The organism is Rhizobium sp. SG570 (genome assembly GCF_012275345.1).
GTDB classification, from domain to species: Bacteria; Pseudomonadota; Alphaproteobacteria; order Rhizobiales; family Rhizobiaceae; genus Rhizobium; species Rhizobium lusitanum.
Genome location: NZ_JAAZQI010000001.1, coordinates 456241 through 479226 on the forward strand (window position 1 = coordinate 456241; position 22986 = coordinate 479226).

Annotated in this window: 22 protein-coding genes; 15 read left to right on the forward strand and 7 right to left on the reverse strand. The window is 59.4% G+C overall.

Features of this window, described 5'->3' with window-relative positions:
- Window positions 1-15 precede the first annotated feature (15 nt).
- Both FHT28_RS02190 and FHT28_RS02195 read right to left on the reverse strand, forming a co-directional pair.
- Window positions 16-1209, reverse strand: a complete 1194-nt coding sequence (locus tag FHT28_RS02190; protein WP_047562401.1) for a hypothetical protein — start codon at window positions 1207-1209, stop codon at window positions 16-18.
- 182 nt (window positions 1210-1391) lie between these two features.
- Complete coding sequence (locus tag FHT28_RS02195) at window positions 1392-2003, reverse strand: EipA family protein (protein ID WP_051963398.1); 612 nt, start codon at window positions 2001-2003, stop codon at window positions 1392-1394.
- Window positions 2004-2280: 277 nt separating this feature from the next.
- On the opposite strand from FHT28_RS02195, the gene FHT28_RS02200 reads away from it, so the two are divergent.
- Together FHT28_RS02200 and FHT28_RS02205 are read left to right on the forward strand one after the other, a co-directional pair.
- Complete coding sequence (locus FHT28_RS02200; protein ID WP_168595470.1) at window positions 2281-2928, forward strand: histidine phosphotransferase family protein; 648 nt, start codon at window positions 2281-2283, stop codon at window positions 2926-2928.
- 205 nt (window positions 2929-3133) lie between these two features.
- Window positions 3134-3496, forward strand: coding sequence for a response regulator (locus FHT28_RS02205; protein WP_168595471.1), 363 nt, complete (start codon window positions 3134-3136; stop codon window positions 3494-3496).
- A 134-nt stretch (window positions 3497-3630) separates the two neighbouring features.
- On the opposite strand, the gene ctrA is transcribed toward FHT28_RS02205, so the two are convergent.
- Window positions 3631-4332, reverse strand: a complete 702-nt coding sequence (gene ctrA / locus FHT28_RS02210; RefSeq protein ID WP_037195234.1) for a cell cycle two-component system response regulator CtrA — start codon at window positions 4330-4332, stop codon at window positions 3631-3633.
- A gap of 441 nt (window positions 4333-4773) precedes the next feature.
- On the opposite strand from ctrA, the gene FHT28_RS02215 reads away from it, so the two are divergent.
- Window positions 4774-5130, forward strand: a complete 357-nt coding sequence (locus FHT28_RS02215; protein WP_037195441.1) for a hypothetical protein — start codon at window positions 4774-4776, stop codon at window positions 5128-5130.
- Window positions 5131-5369: 239 nt separating this feature from the next.
- Here FHT28_RS02215 and FHT28_RS02220 read toward each other — a convergent pair whose 3' ends face one another.
- The 4 genes from FHT28_RS02220 to cysQ all read right to left on the reverse strand — a co-directional run bounded on the left by FHT28_RS02220 (window position 5370) and on the right by cysQ (window position 7877).
- Window positions 5370-5651, reverse strand: a complete 282-nt coding sequence (locus tag FHT28_RS02220; RefSeq protein WP_168595472.1) for a GNAT family N-acetyltransferase — start codon at window positions 5649-5651, stop codon at window positions 5370-5372.
- 89 nt (window positions 5652-5740) lie between these two features.
- Complete coding sequence (locus FHT28_RS02225; RefSeq protein WP_168595473.1) at window positions 5741-6310, reverse strand: hypothetical protein; 570 nt, start codon at window positions 6308-6310, stop codon at window positions 5741-5743.
- 203 nt (window positions 6311-6513) lie between these two features.
- Window positions 6514-6789: a DUF1153 domain-containing protein gene (locus FHT28_RS02230; RefSeq protein ID WP_007533628.1), complete on the reverse strand. Its 276-nt coding sequence runs from the start codon at window positions 6787-6789 to the stop codon at window positions 6514-6516.
- Between the two features lie 293 nt (window positions 6790-7082).
- Complete coding sequence (gene cysQ / locus FHT28_RS02235; RefSeq protein ID WP_113118448.1) at window positions 7083-7877, reverse strand: 3'(2'),5'-bisphosphate nucleotidase CysQ; 795 nt, start codon at window positions 7875-7877, stop codon at window positions 7083-7085.
- Between the two features lie 328 nt (window positions 7878-8205).
- Here cysQ and FHT28_RS02240 point away from each other — a divergent pair, with 328 nt between their 5' ends.
- The 12 genes from FHT28_RS02240 (at window position 8206) to FHT28_RS02295 (ending at window position 22953) form a co-directional block, all read left to right on the forward strand.
- A complete protein-coding gene (locus tag FHT28_RS02240; protein ID WP_037195439.1) occupies window positions 8206-9456 on the forward strand; it encodes a sarcosine oxidase subunit beta family protein in 1251 nt (416 codons plus the stop codon).
- Window positions 9457-9469: 13 nt separating this feature from the next.
- Window positions 9470-9745 (forward strand): sarcosine oxidase subunit delta, encoded by a 276-nt coding sequence (locus tag FHT28_RS02245; RefSeq protein WP_034503810.1) that lies wholly within the window; start codon window positions 9470-9472, stop codon window positions 9743-9745.
- Window positions 9742-12699: a sarcosine oxidase subunit alpha family protein gene (locus FHT28_RS02250; RefSeq protein ID WP_168595474.1), complete on the forward strand. Its 2958-nt coding sequence runs from the start codon at window positions 9742-9744 to the stop codon at window positions 12697-12699. The genes FHT28_RS02245 and FHT28_RS02250 overlap by 4 nt, the downstream gene beginning before the upstream one ends.
- A 7-nt stretch (window positions 12700-12706) precedes the next feature.
- Complete coding sequence (locus FHT28_RS02255; protein WP_037195216.1) at window positions 12707-13261, forward strand: sarcosine oxidase subunit gamma family protein; 555 nt, start codon at window positions 12707-12709, stop codon at window positions 13259-13261.
- 219 nt (window positions 13262-13480) lie between these two features.
- Window positions 13481-15907, forward strand: coding sequence for an FAD-dependent oxidoreductase (locus FHT28_RS02260; RefSeq protein WP_047562406.1), 2427 nt, complete (start codon window positions 13481-13483; stop codon window positions 15905-15907).
- Between the two features lie 309 nt (window positions 15908-16216).
- Entirely contained in the window at window positions 16217-17119 is a 903-nt protein-coding gene (locus tag FHT28_RS02265; RefSeq protein WP_037195212.1) for a branched-chain amino acid ABC transporter permease, read from the forward strand.
- Window positions 17120-17123: 4 nt separating this feature from the next.
- Window positions 17124-18548, forward strand: a complete 1425-nt coding sequence (gene livM, locus FHT28_RS02270) for a high-affinity branched-chain amino acid ABC transporter permease LivM (RefSeq protein ID WP_047562408.1) — start codon at window positions 17124-17126, stop codon at window positions 18546-18548.
- Window positions 18548-19420 carry an ABC transporter ATP-binding protein gene (locus FHT28_RS02275; protein ID WP_047562409.1) on the forward strand — a complete coding sequence of 291 codons (873 nt, stop codon included), beginning with the start codon at window positions 18548-18550 and terminating at the stop codon, window positions 19418-19420. The genes livM and FHT28_RS02275 overlap by 1 nt, the downstream gene beginning before the upstream one ends.
- Complete coding sequence (locus FHT28_RS02280; protein ID WP_037195206.1) at window positions 19420-20148, forward strand: ABC transporter ATP-binding protein; 729 nt, start codon at window positions 19420-19422, stop codon at window positions 20146-20148. Before FHT28_RS02275 ends, FHT28_RS02280 begins: the two co-directional genes overlap by 1 nt.
- Before the next feature lie 24 nt (window positions 20149-20172).
- Window positions 20173-20526 (forward strand): DUF6867 family protein, encoded by a 354-nt coding sequence (locus FHT28_RS02285; RefSeq protein ID WP_037195204.1) that lies wholly within the window; start codon window positions 20173-20175, stop codon window positions 20524-20526.
- A gap of 183 nt (window positions 20527-20709) precedes the next feature.
- Window positions 20710-21831, forward strand: coding sequence for a branched-chain amino acid ABC transporter substrate-binding protein (locus FHT28_RS02290; protein WP_037195203.1), 1122 nt, complete (start codon window positions 20710-20712; stop codon window positions 21829-21831).
- Window positions 21832-21981: 150 nt separating this feature from the next.
- On the forward strand, window positions 21982-22953 hold the full coding sequence (locus FHT28_RS02295; protein WP_168595475.1) for a D-glycerate dehydrogenase: 972 nt from the start codon (window positions 21982-21984) through the stop codon (window positions 22951-22953).
- The last annotated feature ends 33 nt before the right edge of the window (window positions 22954-22986 follow it).

The window sequence follows — 22986 nt, forward strand, 5'->3', positions numbered from 1 at the left end:
GCATGCTAATTCGGACTAGGGATGCTTCGGCAGCATGGCAGCCACGCGATCGGCAAGGCTGATGCGCGCGCCCTGTTCGGCAGCGACCTTATCCTTCGGCAGAAGATCAAGGATGGGGGATGCGCTGCCTTCCTTGAGCGCGGTCAGCGCCACCATATTGGCGGCGATCGTCGCGATCTCCTCGCGCACGGCCTCCTCATGGGCCGGCGTGCGGGCCTTCAGCAGGCGGTCCGAAAGGGCTGCGGCCCGGTTGCGGACCTCTTCCGTCATGTGCGCGATATCGTGTTCCACTGTGCGTTCCGGTTCAGCCGCGTTCGTCTGATTGTCGGCGGTATTCACGATCATGGACACTGCTGAGAGTTTTGGCGCTTTCGCCGGCTTCTTCGGCGGCGCTATGCCGGCGGCGCGCAACGCCTTGCTGGCTTCCCTTGATTCCTTGACGGCGGCTTCGAGTCGTTCCTTCAGGCGGACAACGTCCTGGACGTGCCGCTCGATTGCGGTCTCCTTGTCGGCGCTGCCGGCGATCTCACGGGTGAGCCGTTCGTCCAGCCGCTTGTTCTTGTCGGTTTCTTGACGAAGCGACCGCTCCGCATCCGCGGCGCGTACGCTTGCGGCGTTCAGATCCCGATGCAATGTATCCCGTTCGTCCCGCAATGTATTGATGCGAAGCTTCAAACTCTCGATTTCGGTTTCCCTGGTTGCAAGGTCGATCTTGAGGTTGTCGGCATCGGCGGACATCTTCATCATCCGCTTGCGCAGATTATCGATATCGGCTTCCTTCTCCGCACTGGCCTGCTCCGCGACATGAATGCCTGACTTGAGCTGGCTGATGTAGCTCTCTTCACGCCGCAGGCGCGAGCGCAGCTCTCCGGCTTCCATCTCCAGATCGTCGATGCGTGTCTGCAGTTCGCTGTTTCCGCCGGCAAGCCGGCTGGCTTCCTGTTGAAGCTTGCCATTGTGAATCTGCAGCGCGACGGTCTTGTCGCGCTCCTGCGTCAAGGCCTGCTCCGTCCTGGCATTTTCGGCGGCAAAGAGCGCGCGCGCCATGTCCTTCTGAGCCCGCACTTCCTGAGGGCTCAGCGGCATGGTCGCCTTCAGGCGCTTTTCGGTGAACCAGACGATGCGACGATGGATTGCTGGCGCGATGAGAAAGACCAGAAGAGAGGCCGTCAGAAAGCCCAATCCGAACAACAGAGCAAATTGAATCACGACGCGGCCAGTATCCTGGATTTATTTTCGATCTCGATGAAATGATTAATCATGAGCTGGGCATGCGGCAAGCGTTTAAAGCGGATATGGTTTATCGGCGTGGGCCGGATTTGCTGAAAGAAAAGGCCCGCGGTCTAGGCGGGCCAAGGTATCGGCTGCTTGGGAGACGATGTAGCCAATGCTCAGAAGGGATTCCAGGTCGCGTTGGGCGTGACCTTCAGGTAGCCAAGGTTGACGCCGAGGCGGGCACCAAGGCCGGTGCGGATCGGAACCAGCACGATATTGTTGTTCTTCAAGACAGTCATTCCGAAGCCGGCGACGACGAAGGCTTGGCCGCTGACGCCGCCGAAGCGGGTATAGACGCTGTCAATGTTCGGCAGATCATAGACCAGCATCATGACGCGGGTGCCTTGGCCGCCGTAGTCGAGGCCGAGCGAAGGACCCTGCCAATAAAGCGGATGCTCGCCGGCATTCTTGGTATTCAGCTGACCTTCGCCGTAGGTCAGGCCGGCCAGGAAGGCACCGGAGCCTTCCTGGCCGAGAATGTAGCCGTTGGGCAGGCCATATTGCTGGAAGGCCCGCTCGATGACCTTGGCGAGGCCGCCGCTGGTGGAGCCGAAGAAGGAATGGCCGGCATCGACGATTTCCTGCGCCGAATATTGACTGTCGGGCGCGGCAGCGGCCTGACGGACCGGCAATGCGAAGCTCACGAATGCAACAATGGCCAGGATCAGACCGAGCCCGAGCGTCCTGGTGCCGGGGCTTGGCATTCTCTTCAGGAATTCATAGCGCATGAAAGTCATCCGTTCATCATGGTCGGTGCGATGGACGTGCCAAGCATGGCTCGCCCCCTCTTTCAGACCGTTCCGCCCGTCCATCGCAGTATGATTCGCGCGCGAAGACGTCTGATAGTGATGAATGCATTTTGCGTCGATGGTCTTAACAATCGGTTTACCAAATATGGTGTCTTTATGGCGTGCGGTACACCGGCTGCGACAATCCTCGAGCAACCTTACCGTGGCAACGTGGAATCTACTGCGTTTCGCCTTGTCAGCATTCAGGAGACAATGAATGTCGAAGAATCCGAATCTCACTCTGACCGGACCGGATCTGGCCGCGCTGCTGTGCAGCCGCGTTTGCCATGATGTGATCTCGCCGGTCGGGGCCATCAACAATGGCCTGGAGCTGCTCGACGAGGGTGGTGCCGATGCCGATGCGATGGATCTGATCCGCACCAGCGCGCTCAATGCCTCTGTCCGCTTGAAGTTCGCGCGCCTGGCTTTTGGCGCGTCCGGCTCGGTCGGCGCATCGATCGACACGGGTGAAGCCGAACGCGCCGCAAAGGATTTTGCCGCCGCGGAGAAGAAGACCGAGGTGAGCTGGATTGGTCCTCGCGCCATCATCGCGAAGAACCGCGTGAAGTTGTTGCTCAACCTTTTCCTCGTCGCCTACAGCGCGATCCCGCGTGGTGGCAATATCGAGGTGATGCTGGAAAATCCCGAACTCGAGGCCAAGTTCACGATCACCGTCAAGGGGCGGCTGATGCGTGTGCCGCCGAAATTTGCGGAAATCTGCTCGGGCACGCTGGAAGAGGCAATCGACGCCCATTCGATCCAGCCCTATTACACGGTGCTTCTCGCCGACGAGAGCGGAATGGAGCTCTCCTACAATGCGACGCCGGAAGAGCTCACCTTCACCGCGCTCATACCGGCCGCATAGACGGATTCTTGATAGCTGCATGTCTTGACCCGCGGCCGAATGGCGGTCGCGGGATTATCTTTTCGTGCATTCGATATTTTTGCAATCTTCCGGTTGTCCGCGCAATTGACAACATAGCGGTAACGAATCCTTAGCTTGCTGATCCTATCGTTCCAATTTGAAGTTGTCGTTCAGGTCTCGGCGACTGACGCTAAGGAGCGCACACATGCAGCGGTTCATGATAACGGATACATCGGATGTCGTACGCAAGGTCGGCAAGCGAATTCTATCCGAGCTGGATTTCCTGGTGAGCGAGGCGGGTGATGTCCGTGAAGCCCTGATGCGTTGCGAGGCCGAGATCCCGGACTATCTGATTGTCGACGCCGGCATGGAAGGCGCGCTCGAGCTGATTGCCAGCATCCGTGCCATGCCGAACGGCAAGGACGTGAAGATCTACTATTGCGTCGTCGAAGCGGACCTGCGCAAGCTGATGGCTGGAAAGCGGGCTGGCGCTACGGACTTCCTGTTGAAACCCTTCGACCGCAAGATCTTGACGGCGATCTTCGGCAATCGCGCCATCGCCGCCTAGTTCCCGCTGAGGATTATCGAAATAATGACAGCCGTCCGTTCGGGGCGGCTTTTATTTTTTTCGGTACCGCCAACAAAAAATCCCGCCTTTGAGGCGGGATTTCGATGCATGGGCGGCAATGGCGGGGCGGCGGCTCAGGCGCTTTCGGCGAAATCGCTGGCGTCGGGCTCGCGCAGCACATAGCCGCGGCCCCAGACGGTTTCGATGTAGTTGGCGCCACCGGCGGCATTGGCGAGCTTCTTGCGCAGCTTGCAGATGAAGACGTCGATGATCTTCAGTTCAGGTTCGTCCATGCCACCATAAAGATGGTTCAGGAACATTTCCTTGGTGAGCGTCGTGCCCTTGCGAAGCGAGAGCAACTCCAGCATCTGGTATTCCTTGCCGGTCAGATGCACGCGCTGGCCGCCGACTTCGACTGTTTTGGCGTCGAGATTGACGATGAGCTCGCCGGTCATGATCACCGACTGGGCATGGCCCTTGGAGCGGCGAACGATAGCGTGGATGCGTGCGACCAATTCATCCTTATGAAAGGGTTTGGTCATATAGTCGTCAGCACCGAAGCCGAGACCGCGAACCTTATCTTCGATGCCGGCCATGCCGGAGAGGATGAGGATCGGTGTCTTGACCTTCGAAAGGCGCAGCGTGCGCAGCACTTCGTAGCCGGACATATCGGGAAGGTTGAGATCGAGCAGAATGATGTCGTAGTCGTAAAGCTTTCCGAGATCGACGCCTTCCTCACCGAGATCGGTGGTATAGACGTTGAAACTTTCGGACTTGAGCATCAATTCGATGCTCTGCGCTGTCGCGCTGTCGTCTTCAATGAGTAGAACCCGCATAATTGTCCCCTTTACCGCCGCCGAAAGGTCGTCAGCCCCCTTACGCGATACCGATCAAATCACTGCTTGATTTGGAAGCTGCCATGGAATGGTTAACAAATTCTGATTCACTCTGGCAAGTCGTATCGAATTTATTAAATAATTTTTCCATTGCACTGTTTTCCAACGACAATCAGCAATATCCGTTTCTAAAGTATCGCATTAGGAACTCACGCCAAGTGATTCATCTGACTCATCAATGCCGACATATCGAATTCCGACCCCGGCATTTACTGACCCTTAAATCATTACGCCTATCATTAACGATGCCCGTAAACGAAAGGTTACCAGCGGTAGGTTTTTATTAAGATCGCTGGAAATTTTTTTAACCAAGTCGTTTAAAACCGGTTTGGCGGGCGGAAATACCGAGAGCCGGGGTCTCGCATCACGGGAGTAATGCGTATGAAGTCACGTGAGAGCCTAGTTCGCCTGAAAGAGTTTCAGGTGAACGAAAAACGCCGTCAGCTGCAGCAGTTGCAGATGATGATGGCGGAATTTGACCGCATGACGAAGGATCTGGAGAGCCAGATCGTGCTGGAAGAGAAAAAGTCCGGCATTTCTGACCCTAACCACTTTGCTTACCCGACCTTTGCCAAGGCCGCCCGCCAACGCGCGGACAACCTGCAGGTGTCGATCCGGGAGCTTCAGGTTCAGGAAGAGGCGTTGGAATATTCGCTTGAGGAAATGCAGGCTGAATATGCCAAGGCCGCAGCGCTCGAGGAGCGTGACGGTTCGGGCCCCGCAAGGGCGCGCGCCTGAGGTCGCGATTTCGTCGTCCTCTTTTGATCCACGCATCATTCCACTCCGACACGGGGCCTTCCTCGGAATATGCGGGATAAGACAGAGGCGGCACAAAAGCCGCGCATGACCGGCCGTGACAGGGCCGGTCATGCGGGGCTTTTTGTATTTTCGCCTGTGTCGATATGGGCATCCGCCTGGCATTCCTGCATCCGGCGTTTGCCTGGACACACCAGCGAATCCTTGTTTGACACCACTGCCTAGAGATTGACGACGTCGCGCCAGTCATCATGGCGTTGCGCCTGCGCCTTGAAGAAGGGGCAGAGAGGAATGATTTTCCAGCCACCGCGGCGGGCTTCCTCGACGGCGTGAAGAGCCAGCGCCTGACCGACACCCTTGCCGCGCAGGGTGTCCGGCACGCCGGTATGATCGACGATGATGAGCTGGGGGGAGGCGCGGGAAAACGTCATTTCCGCCTCATGACCCTCGACGGTCGCGACATAACGGCCGCCCGACGCATTGTCTTCGTTGCGGATATCCATGGCTTATCTCCCTGATCGTTACATGCGGCGAAGATTGCATGGGTTCGGCAAGCTGCCAACCGCTGAATGCTGCATCATGGTCCGGCCTGTCAGCGAATTTCAACAAGCGGACGATCGTCCCATACCTGAACTTCGATGAAGGCATCCGGTCCACGTCGATCTCTCGACAGCGTCGGGTCGGGGAAGCCGTAGCGAGCGACTACCTGCGTGATCTCTGCAAGGGTGAAAACGTGCCCATGCCATGTTTTTTCGGAAGGGCTCGCCGGGCGTATGTGTGGGCAGCTTGCCATGCTATCGGGAAAGGTGAATGTGATCGTGCGAGGATCGAACAGGGCGAGTGGAAGGACAACAGATGCAGGGCGAGATCTGTCCCATCCGTCGGCCATGTCGCCAAGGAAGAAATAGATGGGGCGTGCGAGGGGTGTTTCGCCGATCTTTCGGGCGCGTTCCGCTATGAGCCAATTTTCAGTGTGCAACCGCCGCGGTAGATAATTTTCCTTGCGATAGGAATGCCCGCAATGCCGGATCGAGGCGACGATCCGCTCGGCATCTTCTCGCGGCAGACCGCAGACGTTGCGGAACGCACCCCGTTCTGGATGGAAATTATGGGTAATCACCATGGGTAGCGTGTGAAGTAGCAAGTAGCCTGAACCCTTCATTTGGCCAGGCTCTTGTAACACGCATCGCGGGAGCACCCTGCGGAAATCTTAAGATGGATACATTATCGGCGCCTGCTTGCAGGGAGACCGACAACCTCGTCTCAAGGCGGCTTCAGCCAAATAATTCGGGCCTCTTTCCGTCCCATTTGGGGTGAAGGAGGCCCGAACCAAAGATCAGATAAAGGTCGTGTCTGTCGCTGTTGTCAGTGGCGATACTGCTGTATGCGGGTCGTCCGCAGGCCGGCAAGGCCATGGCTGTTGATGGACGACTGCCAGGAGAGGAACTCTTCGACGGTCAACGTATAACGTTCGCAGGCTTCTTCCAAGCTGAGCAGACCACCACGCACAGCGGCAACAACCTCTGCCTTACGACGGATGACCCAGCGGCGCGTATTCGGCGGCGGAAGGTCGGCTATCGTAAGCGGGCTGCCATCGGGGCCGATGACATACTTCACTCGGGGACGTATCATTTCGGTCATTGGACTCTCTACACACACTCAAGACCACGAGTGGCACTCTATCTTGCCACATTTAAAAATTGCCTAAGCACATAGTAAGACTTTGCTAAGAATTTTAAGAAATGTGGCCGGCAACTGATTTGCCTTTGGCCGAAGAGAGAAAACGCCGGATAATCCCCTGTTATTTCAGGGGAAACAGCTTTCATCCTATCATTTTTTGTCAGTGAAAACTTACGCTTTTGGATCAAAAATCCCTGCGCCGGCTTTGTTGTCCGGTTGCGTCAAAGGGGATCTTTCTTTCGAAAAAAGCGCTCTTAAGCGTGTATGGCGCTCTTCTTGCCGCCCCAACAGATGAAGTGCGGGTTTGCAAAGTCGCTATCTTCGCTCTGGTCGATCTTGCCATAGGCCAGGGGACGGCCATCGACCGTCACGGTAGCGCCGCCCGCTGCGCGCAAGACGGCGTCGCCGGCTGCGGTATCCCACTCCATGGTGCGCGCGAAACGCGGATAGACATCGGCCTTGCCTTCGGCAACCAGGCAGAATTTCAGCGATGAGCCGATCGACGTGCAGGCGGCAACCGCATTGTCCGAAAGGAAGCTTTCGGTCCTTTCATTGCTGTTGCAGCGGCTGGCAAGCGCGGTCAGATTGACCGGCCGTGCGCGCACGGCGATGGTCAGGCGGTCGGCGACGGCAAAATGATCGTCGATGATCAACTTGCGGGCTCTGCCTTGCTCGCCGGTGAAGGCTATTCCGAGTGCGGGGGCATAGACGATCCCGGCAACGGGAACGCCATTCTTTATATAGGCGATGTTGACGGTGAATTCGTCACGATGCTCGATGAATTCGCGCGTGCCGTCGAGCGGGTCGACAAGGAAGAAGGAGCGGCCGCGAACATCCGGAACTCTGCCGGCGGACACCGATTCCTCGGCAATGGCCGGTATGTTCGGAAAATCGCGCGCGAGATGTTCGAGGATGATGTGTTCCGCGCGCTCGTCTGCAAGGGTTACAGGGCTCATATCCTGTTTCAAGGCCACGGCGTAGCCGGCGCGGTAGACCTCCAATATAGCCTTCCCCGCCTCGAGCGCTGCTCTTTCGAATGTTGCAAGCATCTGCCTGTTCGTCTTTCCGCACCGTGTCCGCGGTTCAAGTTTCCGGACATTATAGATAGTAAGTCTCGATTGTGAAATTTAGACTTCAAAAGATCCGGCTCGTTTCGGCTTAGCGCCTGAACCGAGGTTTCGCAACAGCGCTTTGCGTGCTTGCGTCGCCGCTAAAATCATTGACCTGCGAGGCGTGATCTTCCGGAGACAATCATCGGCTTCTCCTGCGCATTCGGAAAAGAACATGTTCTGTTTGCGAATCTTTTTCGTCTTTCCGGGACTTGTCGTTTTTATTGCATATGCGAATGTGCGGCCGGGTAATGATCGGGATGAATGCATGCGATATTCGGCATATCAGCTTCTAAAACAGGCGTTTTCAGGCAACCGCCATTGGCAGCCGGTGTGGCGGACGCCGGAGCCAAAATCGCATTACGACGTGATCATCGTCGGCGGCGGCGGGCATGGGCTGGCGACGGCTTATTATCTCGCCAAGGAATTCGGCATCACCAACGTCGCGGTGCTGGAAAAGAACTATATTGGCTCCGGCAATGTCGGCCGCAACACCACGATCATCCGCTCCAATTACCTCTTGCCGGGCAATGAACCTTTCTACGAATTCTCGATGCAGCTCTGGGAAGGGCTGGAGCAGGATTTCAACTATAATGCCATGGTCTCCCAGCGCGGCATCGTCAACCTCTTCCATTCCGACGGCCAGCGCGATGCCTATGCCCGCCGCGGCAATGCCATGCGTATGCATGGCGTCGATGCGGAGCTTCTGAGCCGCGAGCAGGTGCGCCGGATGATGCCGTACCTGAATTTCGACCATGCGCGCTTTCCGATCCTCGGCGGCCTGCTGCAGCGGCGGGGCGGTACGGCACGCCACGATGCCGTCGCCTGGGGCTATGCGCGCGGCGCCGACAGCCGCGGCGTCGATCTCATCCAGCAATGCGAGGTGATCGGCATCCGCCGCGAGGCTGGCGTTGTGACCGGGGTGGAAACGAACCGCGGCTTCATCGGCTGCAACAAGCTGGCGCTGGCGGCGGCCGGTCATACCTCGATCCTGGGTAATATGGCCGATCTGGAATTGCCGATCGAAACCCATGTGCTTCAGGCCTTCGTCTCAGAAGGGCTGAAGCCTGTCATCGACAACGTCATCACCTATGGAGCGGGGCACTTCTATATCTCGCAGTCGGACAAGGGCGGCTTGGTCTTCGGGGCCGATATCGATTACTACAGCTCCTATGCCCAGCGCGGCAACCTCGCCACCGTCGAGCATACGATGGAGGAGGGGGTGGCGCTCATTCCCGGCCTGTCGCGTGTGCGCGTGCTGCGCACCTGGGGCGGCGTCATGGATATGAGCATGGACGGCTCGCCGATCATCGACCGCACGCCGATCGACAATCTCTATCTGAACTGCGGCTGGAACTATGGCGGCTTCAAAGCGACGCCGGCTTCGGGCTTCTGCTTCGCGCACTTGATCGCCAAGGGCGAAAGCCACGAAGTCAGCCGTCTCCTGCGTCTCGACCGCTTCGAGCGCGGCTTCGCGCTGGACGAAAGCGGCAAGGGTCCGCAGCCGAACCTGCATTGAGGGCACGAAACCAATGGCAAGCTTGATCAACTGCCCGCATTGTGGCATGCGACCGAAGGAAGAATTCTCCATTCGCGGCGCGTCCGTCGCCCGTCCGGCTCCTTCGGCTCCGGATGAGGATTGGCATCGCTATGTCCATATCCGCGACAATGAGCGGGGACGGATTCTCGAATACTGGCATCACGCGGCGGGCTGCCGCCGCTGGCTGGTCGTTGAGCGCAGCAACATCACCCACGAGGTCTTTTCCGTCACCGATGCCGAGGACAAGGCAAGGGAGGCGGCGCAATGACGGCCTATCGTCTGTCGACCGGCGGCCTCGTCAATCGCAGCCGCCCGCTTTCCTTCAAATTCGACGGCAAGGATATGAGGGGCCTGGAGGGCGATACGCTCGCCGCCGCTCTCCTTGCCAATGATCAGCTGCTCGTCGCACGCAGCTTCAAATATCACCGGCCGCGCGGCATCCTGACGGCAGGTTCGGCTGAACCCAATGCGCTCGTCACCATCGGCAAGGACGGGCGCACGGAGCCGAATACACGAGCCACCGTCGCCGAGCTCTATCAGGGCATGACGGCTGCCAGCCAGAACCGCTGGCCGTCGCTGAAATATGATCTCGGCTCGCTCAACGGCCTGTTGTCGCCCTTCCTCGGCGCGGGCTTCTACTACAAGACATTCATGTGGCCGGCAGCCTTCTGGGAGAAGGTCTATGAGCCGCTGATTCGCCGCGCCGCCGGCCTCGGCAAGGCAGTCATGCAGGCCGATCCGGATCGCTATGAGAAAGCCTGGGCGCATTGCGATCTGCTTGTTATCGGCTCTGGTCCTGCCGGATTGATGGCAGCGCTGACCGCGGCGCGTGCCGGCCTGCGCGTGGTCCTCGCCGATGAGGGCTTCCGTCTGGGTGGCTCGCTGTTGTCGGAAAGGGTCTCGATCGGCGGCGCGTCGGCCGATGTCTTCGTTCAGGCGACGCTGGAGGAGCTGCAAGGTTTCGAGAATGTCACCCTGATGCCACGTACGACAGTCTTCGGCTGGTATGACGGCAATGTCTTCGGTGCGGTCGAGAAGGTGCAGAAGCATGTCGCGATGCCGTCGCCCGACCTGCCGGTCGAGCGTCTGTGGCGTATCGCAGCCAAGCGCGCCATTCTTGCCTCCGGCGCGGAGGAACGGCCCTTGGTTTTCGGCGGCAACGACCGCCCCGGCGTGATGGTGGCCGGTGCCATGCGCAGCTATCTCAATCGCTACGGCGTCGTTGCGGGTCAGAAGGTGGCCGTGTTCACCAATGGCGGCTCCGGCTATCGCACAGCGCTCGACTTGACGGCGGCCGGCGTCGAGATTTCGGCGATCATGGATACGCGCGCCGCCTCTTCCGACGTTGCGCCGCAAGGTGTTCGCGTCGTGCATGGGGCGAGCGTCCACGCAACCAAGGGCAAATATCGCATCAGCGGCGTCATCGCCGATCGCGGCGGCCTGGATGAACTCATTGCCTGCGATGCGCTCGCCATGTCGGGTGGCTGGTCGCCGATCATCCATCTTGCTTGCCAGCGCGGCGCCAAGCCGGTCTGGTCGGACGAGAGCCAGGCATTCATGGCGCCAACAGTTGGCGGTGAGCTGGAGATTGCCGGATCGGCTGCGGGCATCGAGAGCGTTTCCGGCTGTCTCGCCGATGGAGCGGAAAAGGCGCGGAAGATTGTCGAAAGTCTCGGCCGCACCGTTCATGCGGCGGATGTCCCCGAGGTCGAGGGGGACTATGATCCGTCCTTCGCGGCGATCTGGCATGTGCCCGGCGCCAAGGACAAGGCGTTCGTGGATTTTCAGAACGACGTCCATACCAAGGATCTCGGTCTTGCCCTGCGTGAGGGCTTCGGCCATGTGGAGCACGCCAAGCGCTACACGACCAGCGGCATGGCGACCGATCAGGGCAAGCTCGGCAACGTGAACGCCGCCGGCATCATCGCCGGCATGCGCGGCGTCAGTCCAGCCGCCGTCGGCACGACAACGTTCCGGCCGTTCTACACCCCTGTCTCCTTCGGCGCGCTGGCGGGCACGGCGCGCGACAAACACGCGCAGCCGGTGCGCGAATCGCCGCTGCATGGCTGGGCAAAGAAGAATGGCGCGACTTTCGTCGAGGCCGGCCTCTGGTATCGTTCGTCCTGGTTTGCGCGGACGGGCGAAAAGGGTTGGCGTGACAGCGTCGATCGCGAAGTCTTGAACGTCCGCAACAATGTCGGCCTTTGCGATGTGTCGACGCTCGGTAAGATCGAGGTTTTCGGCAAGGATGCGGCGGAATTTCTCAATCGCCTCTATTCCAATGCCTTCCTGAAGCTGCCGATCGGCAAGGCGCGCTACGGGTTGATGTTGCGCGAGGATGGCATCGTCTTCGACGATGGAACGACGAGCCGGCTGACGCCCGATCATTTCTTCCTGACGACCACGACCGCGATGGCCGGCGAAGTCATGACGCATATGGAGTTTTGCGCGCAGACGCTCTGGCCGCAGCTCGACGTTCGCTTCGTCTCCTCCTCCGATCAATGGGCGCAGATGGCGATTGCCGGGCCGAAGGCGCGGCTGGTGCTGGAACAGATCGTCGAGGATGATATTTCCGATGCGTTCTTCCCGTTCCTCGCCGCTGCCGAGGTCATGCTGAAGGGCGGCCTCAAGGCACGCCTGTTCCGCATCTCCTTCTCCGGTGAGCTTGCCTATGAGCTTGCGGTTCCTGCCGGTTATGGCGAGGCCGTCGCGGATGCGATCATGGAGGCCGGCAAGGCGCATGGCATCTGCGCCTATGGCGTCGAAGCCCTCAACGTGCTGCGCATCGAGAAGGGCCATGTCACCCATAACGAGCTGGACGGCCGCACGACGCCCGACGATGTCGGGCTTGGCCGGATGATGGCGACGCAGAAGCCGGATTTCATCGGCAAGAGATTGTCCACCCGCTTCGGATTGACTGCGGCCGACCGCGTGCAGCTCGTCGGCCTGAAGCCGCTCGATACGACGAAGGAGATTCATGCCGGCGCGCATCTGTTGAGGGAAGGCGCCAGGCCGTCGACCGCGAACGATCAAGGTCATGTCTCCTCGGCCTGCTTCTCGCCCGTTCTCGGCCATTCCATCGCTCTGGCGTTCCTGAAGTCGGGCCGGGAACGGATCGGCGAGCATGTGGTCGTCTGGGACGGGTTGCGCGGCGAGGAAGTGCCGGCGGAGGTCTGCAACCCGGTCTTCGTCGATGCTGACAACAAGAAGCTTTTCGGGTGAGGGATTGATGAGCGTCGCGTATCAAAACAGACATGTGCTGGAAGATCACATTTCCGGCTTCGAGGCTGCACCCAATCCGAATCATCTTGCCGTTGTCCGCCGGCCGGTCATCTTCTCGGTGCTTGGCAAGGCCGGCGAAAAGGATTGGGTTCTGGCCGGCCTGAAGGCGATTGACGATGTGTCGGTTCGCGACGTCGGGCCGAGAGAATGGCTTGTTCTGTCGGAGACGCTTGGTGTCGAGAGCGTGGCGCGGGATCTCTTCACGCTCGATCCTGCCCGCGTTTCCTTCTTCGAGCAGAGCGACGGCCGGGTATTGCTTCGTATGTCCGGCCCCAGCGTTCGCCGTATCCTGGCGAAATGCGTGGCCGTCGACCTGCATCCGCAGGTTTTCGCCGAGGGCCAGTCGGCCAGCATGTTGTGCTGCCATGTCAGCGCCAATGTCGCCCGCACCGGCCCTGACCGCTTCGAGATCATCATCCCGCGCTCCTATGCCGGCAGCGTGTTCGAGGAGATCATGGAGATGGGGCGCGAATTTGCCCTGACGGCCGGTTTTGCCGACTGAAAAGCCATAGGCCGCCAGACTTCGAATGCCTTGCCGATCGATTTGTGTCTCCGAAAACCGATGGCGCGATCCGAACAATTGCGATGGCGCAAACAGACATATCGGTTTCGCAGTTCGGGCTATTTGGCTTCCCGGATAGTCTCTAGGCTGCCCTGCAAATGCGGCCGGTCATACGGGAAAACACCCGGCGACTTCGTGCTGAAAACAGGGGATTCCTAGATGAAAAGCCATGCCAAGGTCGTCGTCATCGGTGGCGGTGTCGTCGGATGTTCGGTGCTCTATCACCTGACGAAGTTCGGCTGGACGGATGTGGTGCTGCTCGAACGTTCCGAACTGACCTCCGGATCGACCTGGCATGCCGCCGGTGGCATGCATACGATCAACGGCGACCCGAATGTCGCCAAGCTGCAGAAATATACGGTCGAGCTCTACAAGGAGATCGAGGAGTATTCGGGCCAGGACATCGGGCTGCATTTGACCTCGGGCCTTATGCTGGCGGCGACGCCGCAGCGCTTCGACTGGCTGAAGTCGATCCTTGCCAAGGGACGCTATAACGGCCTGGAGGCGACCCTGCTGACGCCCAGGGAAGCGCATGAGATGATGCCGCTTCTCGATCCCGATCAGTTCGTCGGCGCTCTCTACGATCCCGTCGAAGGCCATCTCGATCCTTATGGCACCACGCATGCCTATGCCCGTTCGGCGAAGAAGAACGGTGCCGACATCTATCTGCATACCAAGGTGGAAGAGCTGGTGCAGCGCGAGGACGGTTCCTGGCGCGTCATCACCAACCAGGGCGAGATCATCGCCGAGCATGTCGTCAACGCCGCCGGTCTCTGGGCGCGCGAAGTCGGCCGCATGGTCGGGCTGGAGCTTCCCGTGCTCGCTATGGAGCACATGTATCTGATCACCGAGGACATGCCGGAGGTGATCGACTTCAACAAGACCACCGGCAAGGAACTGATGCACTGCGTCGATTTCGATGGCGAGATCTATCTCCGCCAGGAGCGGCAGGGCATGCTGATGGGCACCTATGAGAAGGCATGTCGCCCCTGGTCGCCGCTGACGACGCCCTGGGATTTCGGCCACGAGCTGCTCGCCGAGGATATCGAGCGCATCACGCCGGAACTGGAAGTCGGCTTCCGCCATTTTCCGGCCTTCAACAATGCCGGCATCAAGAAGATCATCAACGGCCCGTTCACCTTCTCGCCTGATGGCAACCCGCTTGTCGGTCCCGTGCGCGGGCTCAGGAACTATTGGTCGGCCTGCGCCGTCATGGCCGGCTTCAGCCAGGGCGGCGGCGTCGGGCTGGCGCTCGCCAACTGGATGATCTACGGCGATCCGGGCTTCGATGTCTTTGCCATGGACGTCTCCCGCTACGGCGACTATGCGACGCTTGCCTATACGAACGCCAAGGTGCGCGAGAACTATGCCCGGCGCTTCTCCATCCGCTATCCGAATGAGGAACTGCCGGCCGCGCGTCCGTTGCTGACGACGCCGATCTACGACAAACTGAAGGAGGCAGGCGGCGTCTTCGGAGCTTACTACGGTCTCGAGCAGGCGCTGTGGTTTGCTCCGCAGGGCGAGGTGGACCAATTCTCCTGGCGCCGCTCCAACGACTTCGACGTCGTCGGCGCCGAAGCGAAGGCGGTGCGCGAGAGTGTCGGCCTGATGGAGACTTCGGGCTTTGCCAAATATTCGGTCAAGGGGCCGGGGGCGGAAGCTTTCCTCGACAGGTTGCTCACCTGCCGCATTCCGGCCGTCGGCCGCATGACGCTGGCGCCGATGCTGAAGCATGACGGCAAACTCATCGGCGATTTCACGCTGGCAAAGCTCGGCGAGGGCGATTTCCTCCTCATCGGCTCAGGTATCGCGGAAGCCTATCATATGCGCTGGTTCGAAAGCCTGCTGCCCAAGGACGGCTCGGTCGAGCTGAAACCGCTGGGCCTGTCGCTTCTCGGCCTCTCGATCGCCGGTCCGAATGCCCGCAGATTGCTGCAGAAGCTGACGCATCAGGACCTTTCGACCGACGCCTTTCCCTTCATGTCCATCCGGCGCATGGATATCGGCATGGCGTCCGCCATCGTCGGACGCGTCTCCTATACGGGCGACCTGGGATACGAGATATGGATGAAGCCGGAACATCAGCGCTACATCTTCGATCTCCTGATGGAGGAGGGAGCCGAATTCGGCATACGGCTGTTCGGCTTGAGGGCGCTGAATGCGCTGCGTCTCGATAAGTCCTATGGCAGCTGGGCGCGCGAATACCGGCCGCTTTACGGCCCCTTCGAGGCCGGCCTCGGCCGCTTCGTGGCGCTTTCCAAGCCGGCCGACTTCATAGGCAAGGCGGCTGCAGCAAAGGAGAAGTCGGAAGGCGGGGCACTGCGGCTGAAAACCTTCATCCTCAAGGCGAGGGATGCCGATGTCATCGGCGATGAGCCGATCTACCACAATGGCGCGGTCTGTGGCTGGGTCACGTCTGGCGGATATGCCCATGCCTCCGGTCTTTCGGTTGCCGTCGGTTATGTTCCGAAGGAAATTGCCGATGAGACACAGGGCTGGTCGATAGAACTGCTTGGCGAACTCTTGCCTGCGAACCTGCAGGCGGAGCCGCTGTTCGATGCCGACGGAGCGCGCATGCGAGCCTAATTATGCTTGTGAAAGCGAAACTGGTAGGCCCCGCAGAGGGCCTGCCGCTGACAAAAGCTCTTCAGCGAAAATTCCCTTGTTGATCATTTTGGCTATTTTTTGAGGCAGGGGATGCCGCTTTTATATCATTTTTGGCCTGATTTGCGCCAGTGCGCGGCGATTTGAAAAGAATTTGTCAATTTCTTGCCTTTTTGGCTTCACATTTCCCTCGAAAGCGGTATGGAATCGCCCCCACGGGTCCTCATGAAGGAAACCCTAAAAGTAATAAGAGGTGCGGTCGATTGACGCCGCATCCAGGGGAAATGACATATGGATTATTTTATCCAGCAGCTCCTAAACGGGCTGACTCTCGGGTCTATCTATGGCCTGATCGCCATTGGTTACACCATGGTTTACGGCATCATCGGCATGATCAATTTTGCCCATGGTGATGTTTTCATGCTCGGCGGCTTTGCCGCTCTCATCACCTATCTGGTTCTCGTGTCGCTCTTCGCCGGCTTGCCGGTGGCGGTCTTGCTCTTGGTGATGCTGATCGTCGCCATGCTGATGACGAGCCTTTGGAACTGGGTGATCGAGCGTATCGCCTACCGGCCGCTGCGCGGTTCCTTCCGCCTCGCGCCGCTGATCACGGCAATCGGCATGTCGATCGTGCTGTCGAACTTCATCCAGGTTGCTCAGGGTCCGCGCAACAAGCCGATCCCGACGCTGGTGGGTGATGTCTACAACTTCGGCGCCGTGTCGCTGTCGCTGAAGCAGATCATCATCTTCATCATAACGGTCGTTCTGCTTGCCGCCTTCTGGTATCTGGTCAACAAGACTGCGCTCGGTCGTGCCCAGCGCGCCACGGAGCAGGACCGCAAGATGGCGGCGCTGCTCGGCATCAATGTCGACCGCACCATTTCCGTCACCTTCATCATGGGCGCCGCGCTCGCCGCCGTCGCCGGCACGATGTATCTGATGTACTATGGCGTCGCCAACTTCGCCGACGGCTTCACTCCCGGCGTCAAGGCGTTCACCGCGGCGGTTCTCGGCGGCATTGGTTCGCTGCCTGGCGCTGTCCTCGGCGGCCTGATGATTGGCTTCATCGAGTCGTTCTGGTCGGGTAATTTTCCCATCGCGTATAAGGATGTCGCGACATTCGGCATCCTGGCTTTCGTTCTGATCTTCAAGCCAACCGGCATTCTCGGGCGGCCGGAAGTCGAAAAGGTATAACGCCATGGCAAATTCAAATTTCGTTGCAGACAAGACCGCGCCCGGCCTTGTCCAGAAAGGGATTACGGATGCCCTCTGGACCGCGCTGATCGCCTTTGGGATGTTCGTGCTCTATATCGGCCTGAAGACCGATCAGAACATGGACAACAAGCTGGTTATCGTCCAGCGCTGGGGCCTCTTGGCCATCATCGTCGCCATTGCGGCGGTAGGACGCTTCGTGATGACGGTGTTCGTGCGGCCCCGTCTGGAGGCTAGAAAGGCCGAGAAAGCCAAGCTTGCGCCAGTCGTGACCGAGCAGGGTTTCGTCGGTAAGAATTTCAACACGATAGCGCTGGTTTTCCTGCTTATCTATCCGATGCTGGCACTGGCGCTTTTCGGTCCACAGGGGTCTCTGACCTATGTCGACAACTTCGGCATCCAGATCCTCATCTACGTGATGCTTGCCTGGGGCCTGAACATCGTCGTCGGTCTGGCGGGGCTGCTCGACCTCGGCTATGTCGCCTTCTATGCGGTCGGCGCCTATTCCTACGCGCTGCTCTCGACGCATTTCGGTCTGTCGTTCTGGATACTGCTGCCGCTCTCCGGCATCTTTGCCGGGCTTTGGGGCATGATCCTCGGTTTCCCGGTTCTGCGCCTGCGCGGCGACTATCTGGCGATCGTGACGCTGGCTTTCGGTGAGATCATCCGCATCGTCCTGACGAACTGGACTGACGTGACGAAGGGCAGCTTCGGTATTTCCAATATTACCAAGGCATCGATGTTCGGCATCTACACCTTCGATACCAAGGACCCGCACAACTTCATCCGCAGCTTCGGCCTGCCGTTCTCGTCGGCCTGGTACAAGATCTTCCTCTTTTACGTCGCCCTGGCGCTCTGCGCGCTGACTGCCTATGTGACGATCCGGCTGCGCCGCATGCCGATCGGCCGTGCATGGGAAGCTCTGCGCGAAGACGAGATCGCCTGCCGCTCGCTCGGCATCAATACGGTGACGACGAAGCTGACTGCCTTCGCCACCGGCGCCATGTTCGGCGGTTTTGCAGGTTCATTCTTCGCAGCCCGTCAAGGCTTCGTCTCGCCGGAATCCTTCGTGTTCCTCGAGTCTGCGGTGATCCTGGCGATCGTCGTTCTTGGCGGAATGGGCTCGCTGAAGGGCATCGCCATTGCGGCGATCGCCATGATCGGCGGTACGGAATTGCTGCGCGATATGGATTTCCTTAAGACCGGTCTGGTCGTGGGCAATACGACGATCATTCCCGGCTTCGGTCCCGATTTCACTCCCGAACTGTATCGCATGCTGATCTTCGGGCTCGCCATGGTCGTCGTGATGATCCTCAAGCCGCGCGGCTTCGTCGGCACCCGCGAGCCGACCGCCTTCCTCAAGGAGCGGAAAGCGGTCTCGGGCAGCTTTACCAAGGAGGGCCACGGCTGATGAACGCTGTGACCGCAACCCCTGACGACATCCTGCTGAAGGTCGATCACCTGTCGATGAGGTTCGGCGGCCTGATGGCGATCAACGATCTCTCTTTCGAGGCGAAGCGTGGCGACATCACCGCGTTGATCGGACCGAACGGCGCTGGCAAGACGACCGTGTTCAACTGCATCACGGGCTTCTACAAGCCGACGATGGGCATGATCACGCTTCAACAGAAAAGCGGCAAGGAATATCTTCTGGAGCGGCTTCCGGATTTCCGGATCACGCGCGAAGCCAAGGTGGCGCGTACCTTCCAGAACATCCGCCTGTTTTCAGGCCTGACAGTGCTCGAAAACCTGCTGGTGGCGCAGCACAACAAGCTGATGCGCGCCTCCGGCTACACGATCCTCGGGCTGCTCGGCATTGGCCGCTATCGGGCAGAAGCCAAGAATGCCATCGAACTCGCGCGCTTTTGGCTCGAGAAGGCCGATCTCATCGACCGGGCCGACGATCCTGCCGGCGACCTCTCCTATGGTGCCCAGCGCCGTCTGGAAATCGCCCGCGCCATGTGCACAGGCCCGGAGATGCTTTGCCTGGACGAGCCGGCGGCCGGTCTCAATCCTCGCGAGTCCCTGGTGCTCAACGAGTTCCTGCGCAACATCCGCAAGGATACCGGAACGTCGATCCTTCTGATCGAGCATGACATGTCGGTGGTGATGGAAATCTCCGATCATGTCGTCGTGCTCGAATACGGACAGAAGATCGCCGATGGTACGCCGGATCAGGTCAAGAACGATCCGAGGGTGATCGCGGCCTATCTGGGTGTCGAGGATGAAGAAGTGGAAGAGGTGATTGCCGAAGTCGAGCACCTCCAAGAGGGCGAACATTGATGACGGGGCAACCGCTTCTGAAAGTTGAGGGCGTCGAGACCTATTACGGCAATATCCGTGCCCTTGCCGGCGTCGATATCGAAGTCAACAGCGGCGAGATCGTCAGCCTGATCGGTGCGAACGGCGCCGGCAAGTCGACGCTCATGATGACGATCTGCGGCAGCCCGCAGGCGCGCAGCGGCTCGGTCATCTTCGAGGGGCGCGATATCACTCGCATGCCGACGCATGAGATTGCCCGGCTTCGCATCGCCCAGTCGCCGGAAGGGCGGCGCATTTTCCCGCGCATGACGGTCTATGAAAACCTGCAGATGGGCGCGAGCCTCGACAAGCTCAAATATTTCAACGAGGACGTCGAGAAGATCTTCACGCTGTTCCCGCGCCTGAAGGAGCGTCAGTCGCAGCGCGGCGGCACGCTGTCGGGGGGAGAGCAGCAGATGCTGTCGATCGGTCGCGCGCTGATGGCGCGTCCCAAGCTGCTTTTGCTGGATGAGCCTTCGCTCGGCCTTGCGCCGTTGATCGTCAAGGGCATCTTCGAAGCCATCAAGGTTCTGAACAAGACCCAGGGGCTCACGGTGTTCCTCGTCGAGCAGAATGCCTTTGCGGCGCTGAAGCTTTCCGACCGTGGCTATGTGATGGTCAACGGACGGGTGACGATGAGCGGTTCGGGCAAGGAATTGCTAGCCAATCCGGAAGTGCGCGCCGCCTATCTCGAAGGCGGGCATCATTGAGCCTCGTTTTGCGGAGAATTTGATATGCAGGGAATTTTCTTCGAAAGCGATACCGGCGGCCGCATCGTCATCCGCGCGATCATCGTCCTCCTCGGCTTCTGGACGGCCTGGCGCGCGGGCCGGGCTGTGGCCTCCAACTGGGATTCCTATCCGTTGGCGGTGATCTACACCTTCCTGGTCGGGCTCGGGCTGCAATTTCTGCACCACGCCTTGTTCAACGGGCCAGTCTTCGATCTCGGAAACTATGCTCTCGACGTGGTTCTGCTGCTGATCTTCGCGACGGCCGGATATCGCTATCGGCGCACCGACCAAATGGTCAATAATTATTACTGGCTCTATGAAAAGACCTCAGCCTTTTCATGGAAGAAGAAGAATTGACACTGTGCCTAAACTAGGCACAGTCTGCGTGCGGCATCGGCGTAATCCTGTCTTATAAAACGAATGACACCCGACGGGATCATGCTTTAAGTATTCGGAATACAAGCGTTACCGGCGTGATGATTGGTGGGTATCGCGCAGGGCAAATCAAACGGAACCCGCTTAAAAATTGGGAGTAACAATATGAAGAAGTATCTTCTGTCGGCGGTGGCTTTGTCGGCAATGATCGCGTTCGGCGGCGTCGCGAAGGCCGACATCATCATCGGCGTTGGTGGTCCCTTGACAGGCCCGAATGCTGCGTTTGGTGCGCAGCTCCAGAAGGGTGCCGAGCAGGCTGCTGCCGATATCAACGCAGCCGGCGGCATCAACGGGGAAAAGGTCAAGATCGAACTCGGCGACGACGTCTCGGACGCGAAGCAGGGCGTTTCGGTCGCCAACAAGTTCGTCGCTGACGGCGTGAAGTTCGTTGTCGGTCACTTCAACTCGGGCGTTTCCATCCCGGCTTCGGAAGTGTACGCCGAAAACGGTATTCTCCAGATTACCCCGGCTTCCACCAACCCGCAATTTACGGAGCGCGGCCTCTGGAACACCTTCCGCACCTGCGGTCGTGACGACCAGCAGGGTGCAGTTGCCGGCAAGTATATCGCCGACAATTTCAAGGGTGCCAAGGTTGCCGTCGTTCACGACAAGACCCCCTATGGCCAGGGCCTCGCTGACGAAACCAAGAAGAACCTCAACGCCGCTGGCGTGACGGAAGTTCTTTATGAAGGCATCACCCCCGGCGACAAGGACTATTCGGCCCTCATCGCCAAGATGAAGCAAGCCGGCGTCGATTTCGTCTACTACGGCGGTCTGCACACCGAAGCCGGCCTGATCATGCGTCAGATGGCCGACCAGGGCGTCAAGGCTCATTTCATGTCCGGTGACGGTATCGTGTCGAACGAACTTGCTTCGATCGCCGGCGACGCCGTTAACGGCACGCTGATGACCTTCGCTCCGGATCCGCGCAAGAACCCGGCTTCCACCGATCTCGTCGCCAAGTTCCGCGCTGCCGGCTACGAGCCGGAAGGCTACACGCTGTACTCCTACTCTGCTCTGCAGGTCATTGCCGCCGCTGCCAAGGCTGCCGGTTCCAACGACCCGATGGCTGTTGCCGACGCGATGAAGGCAAAGGGTCCGTACAAGACTGCCATCGGCGAACTCGGCTTCAATGCCAAGGGCGACATCACCCGTCCGGACTACGTCATGTACAAGTGGTCCAAGGGTTCCGACGGCAAGTACAGCTACGACGAAATCTCGAAGTAATCTTCGCGCTGCCGGCTTGCCGGCATCCGTTCGATCTGAGGAGCCCGGCCATTGGCCGGGCTTTTTTCATTGCTGCCGGCAGAGGATCGCCATTTTCTTCGCGGTGAACCTGCTTTAAGTCTGCCCGATATCGACAGGAGGAAGTGCATCATGAGCAGACCCCGTATTCTCGTTACCCGGCGCTGGCCTGCTACGGTCGAAGCGGTCCTTTCAGAGCGCTTCGACGTCACGCTGAATAAGGATGACATTGCCCTTGATGCGGGGCAACTGCAAGAGGCGCTCTTTGCTTACGACGCGGTTCTGCCGACCGTTTCCGACAAGCTTCCGGCAGCCCTTTTCGAGGGTGATGCGATCAGGACGAAGATCCTCGGCAATTTCGGTGTCGGCTTCAATCACATCGATATCGCCGCCGCCCGGGCGAAGGGTATCGTTGTCACCAATACGCCCGGCGTGCTGACGGATTGCACCGCCGATATCGCCATGCTGCTGTTGCTGTCCGTCGCCCGCCGTGGCGGGGAGGGCGAGCGGGAATTGCGCGCCGGCGCGTGGACCGGCTGGCGGCCCACACATCTGGTCGGCACCAAGGTTACCGGCAAGACCGTCGGCATCATCGGCTTCGGCCGCATCGGCAGGGCGTTCGCGCAGCGCTGCCATTTCGGTTTCGGCATGGATGTCGTCTTCCATAGTCGCTCCGCCATCGATCCGATGGAAGCCGCGCGCTATGGCGCTATGCAATTGCCGACGGTGGAGGATGTGCTTGCAGTTTCCGACTTCGTCTCCCTGCATTGCCCCGGCGGTGCGGAAAACCATCACCTGATGAATGCCGCCCGTTTCGCCGCAATGAAGCGGAGCGCCTTCCTGATCAATACTGCGCGTGGTGATGTCGTCGATGAGGCAGCGCTGATCTCGGCGCTCGAGCTGGGCACGATCCGCGGTGCCGGTCTCGACGTTTACGAGGGGGAACCCAACGTGCCGGAGCGGTTGAGAGCGATGGACAACGTGGTGCTTCTGCCGCATCTCGGCAGCGCCACCGAAGAGACGCGCACGGCAATGGGCATGAAGGTGGTGGACAACATCATCGCCTTCTTTGCGGGGCGCGAGCCGCCAGATCGGGTGGTCTAGCCCCTTCGCCCCGCAATACGAGGAGAAGGGTGA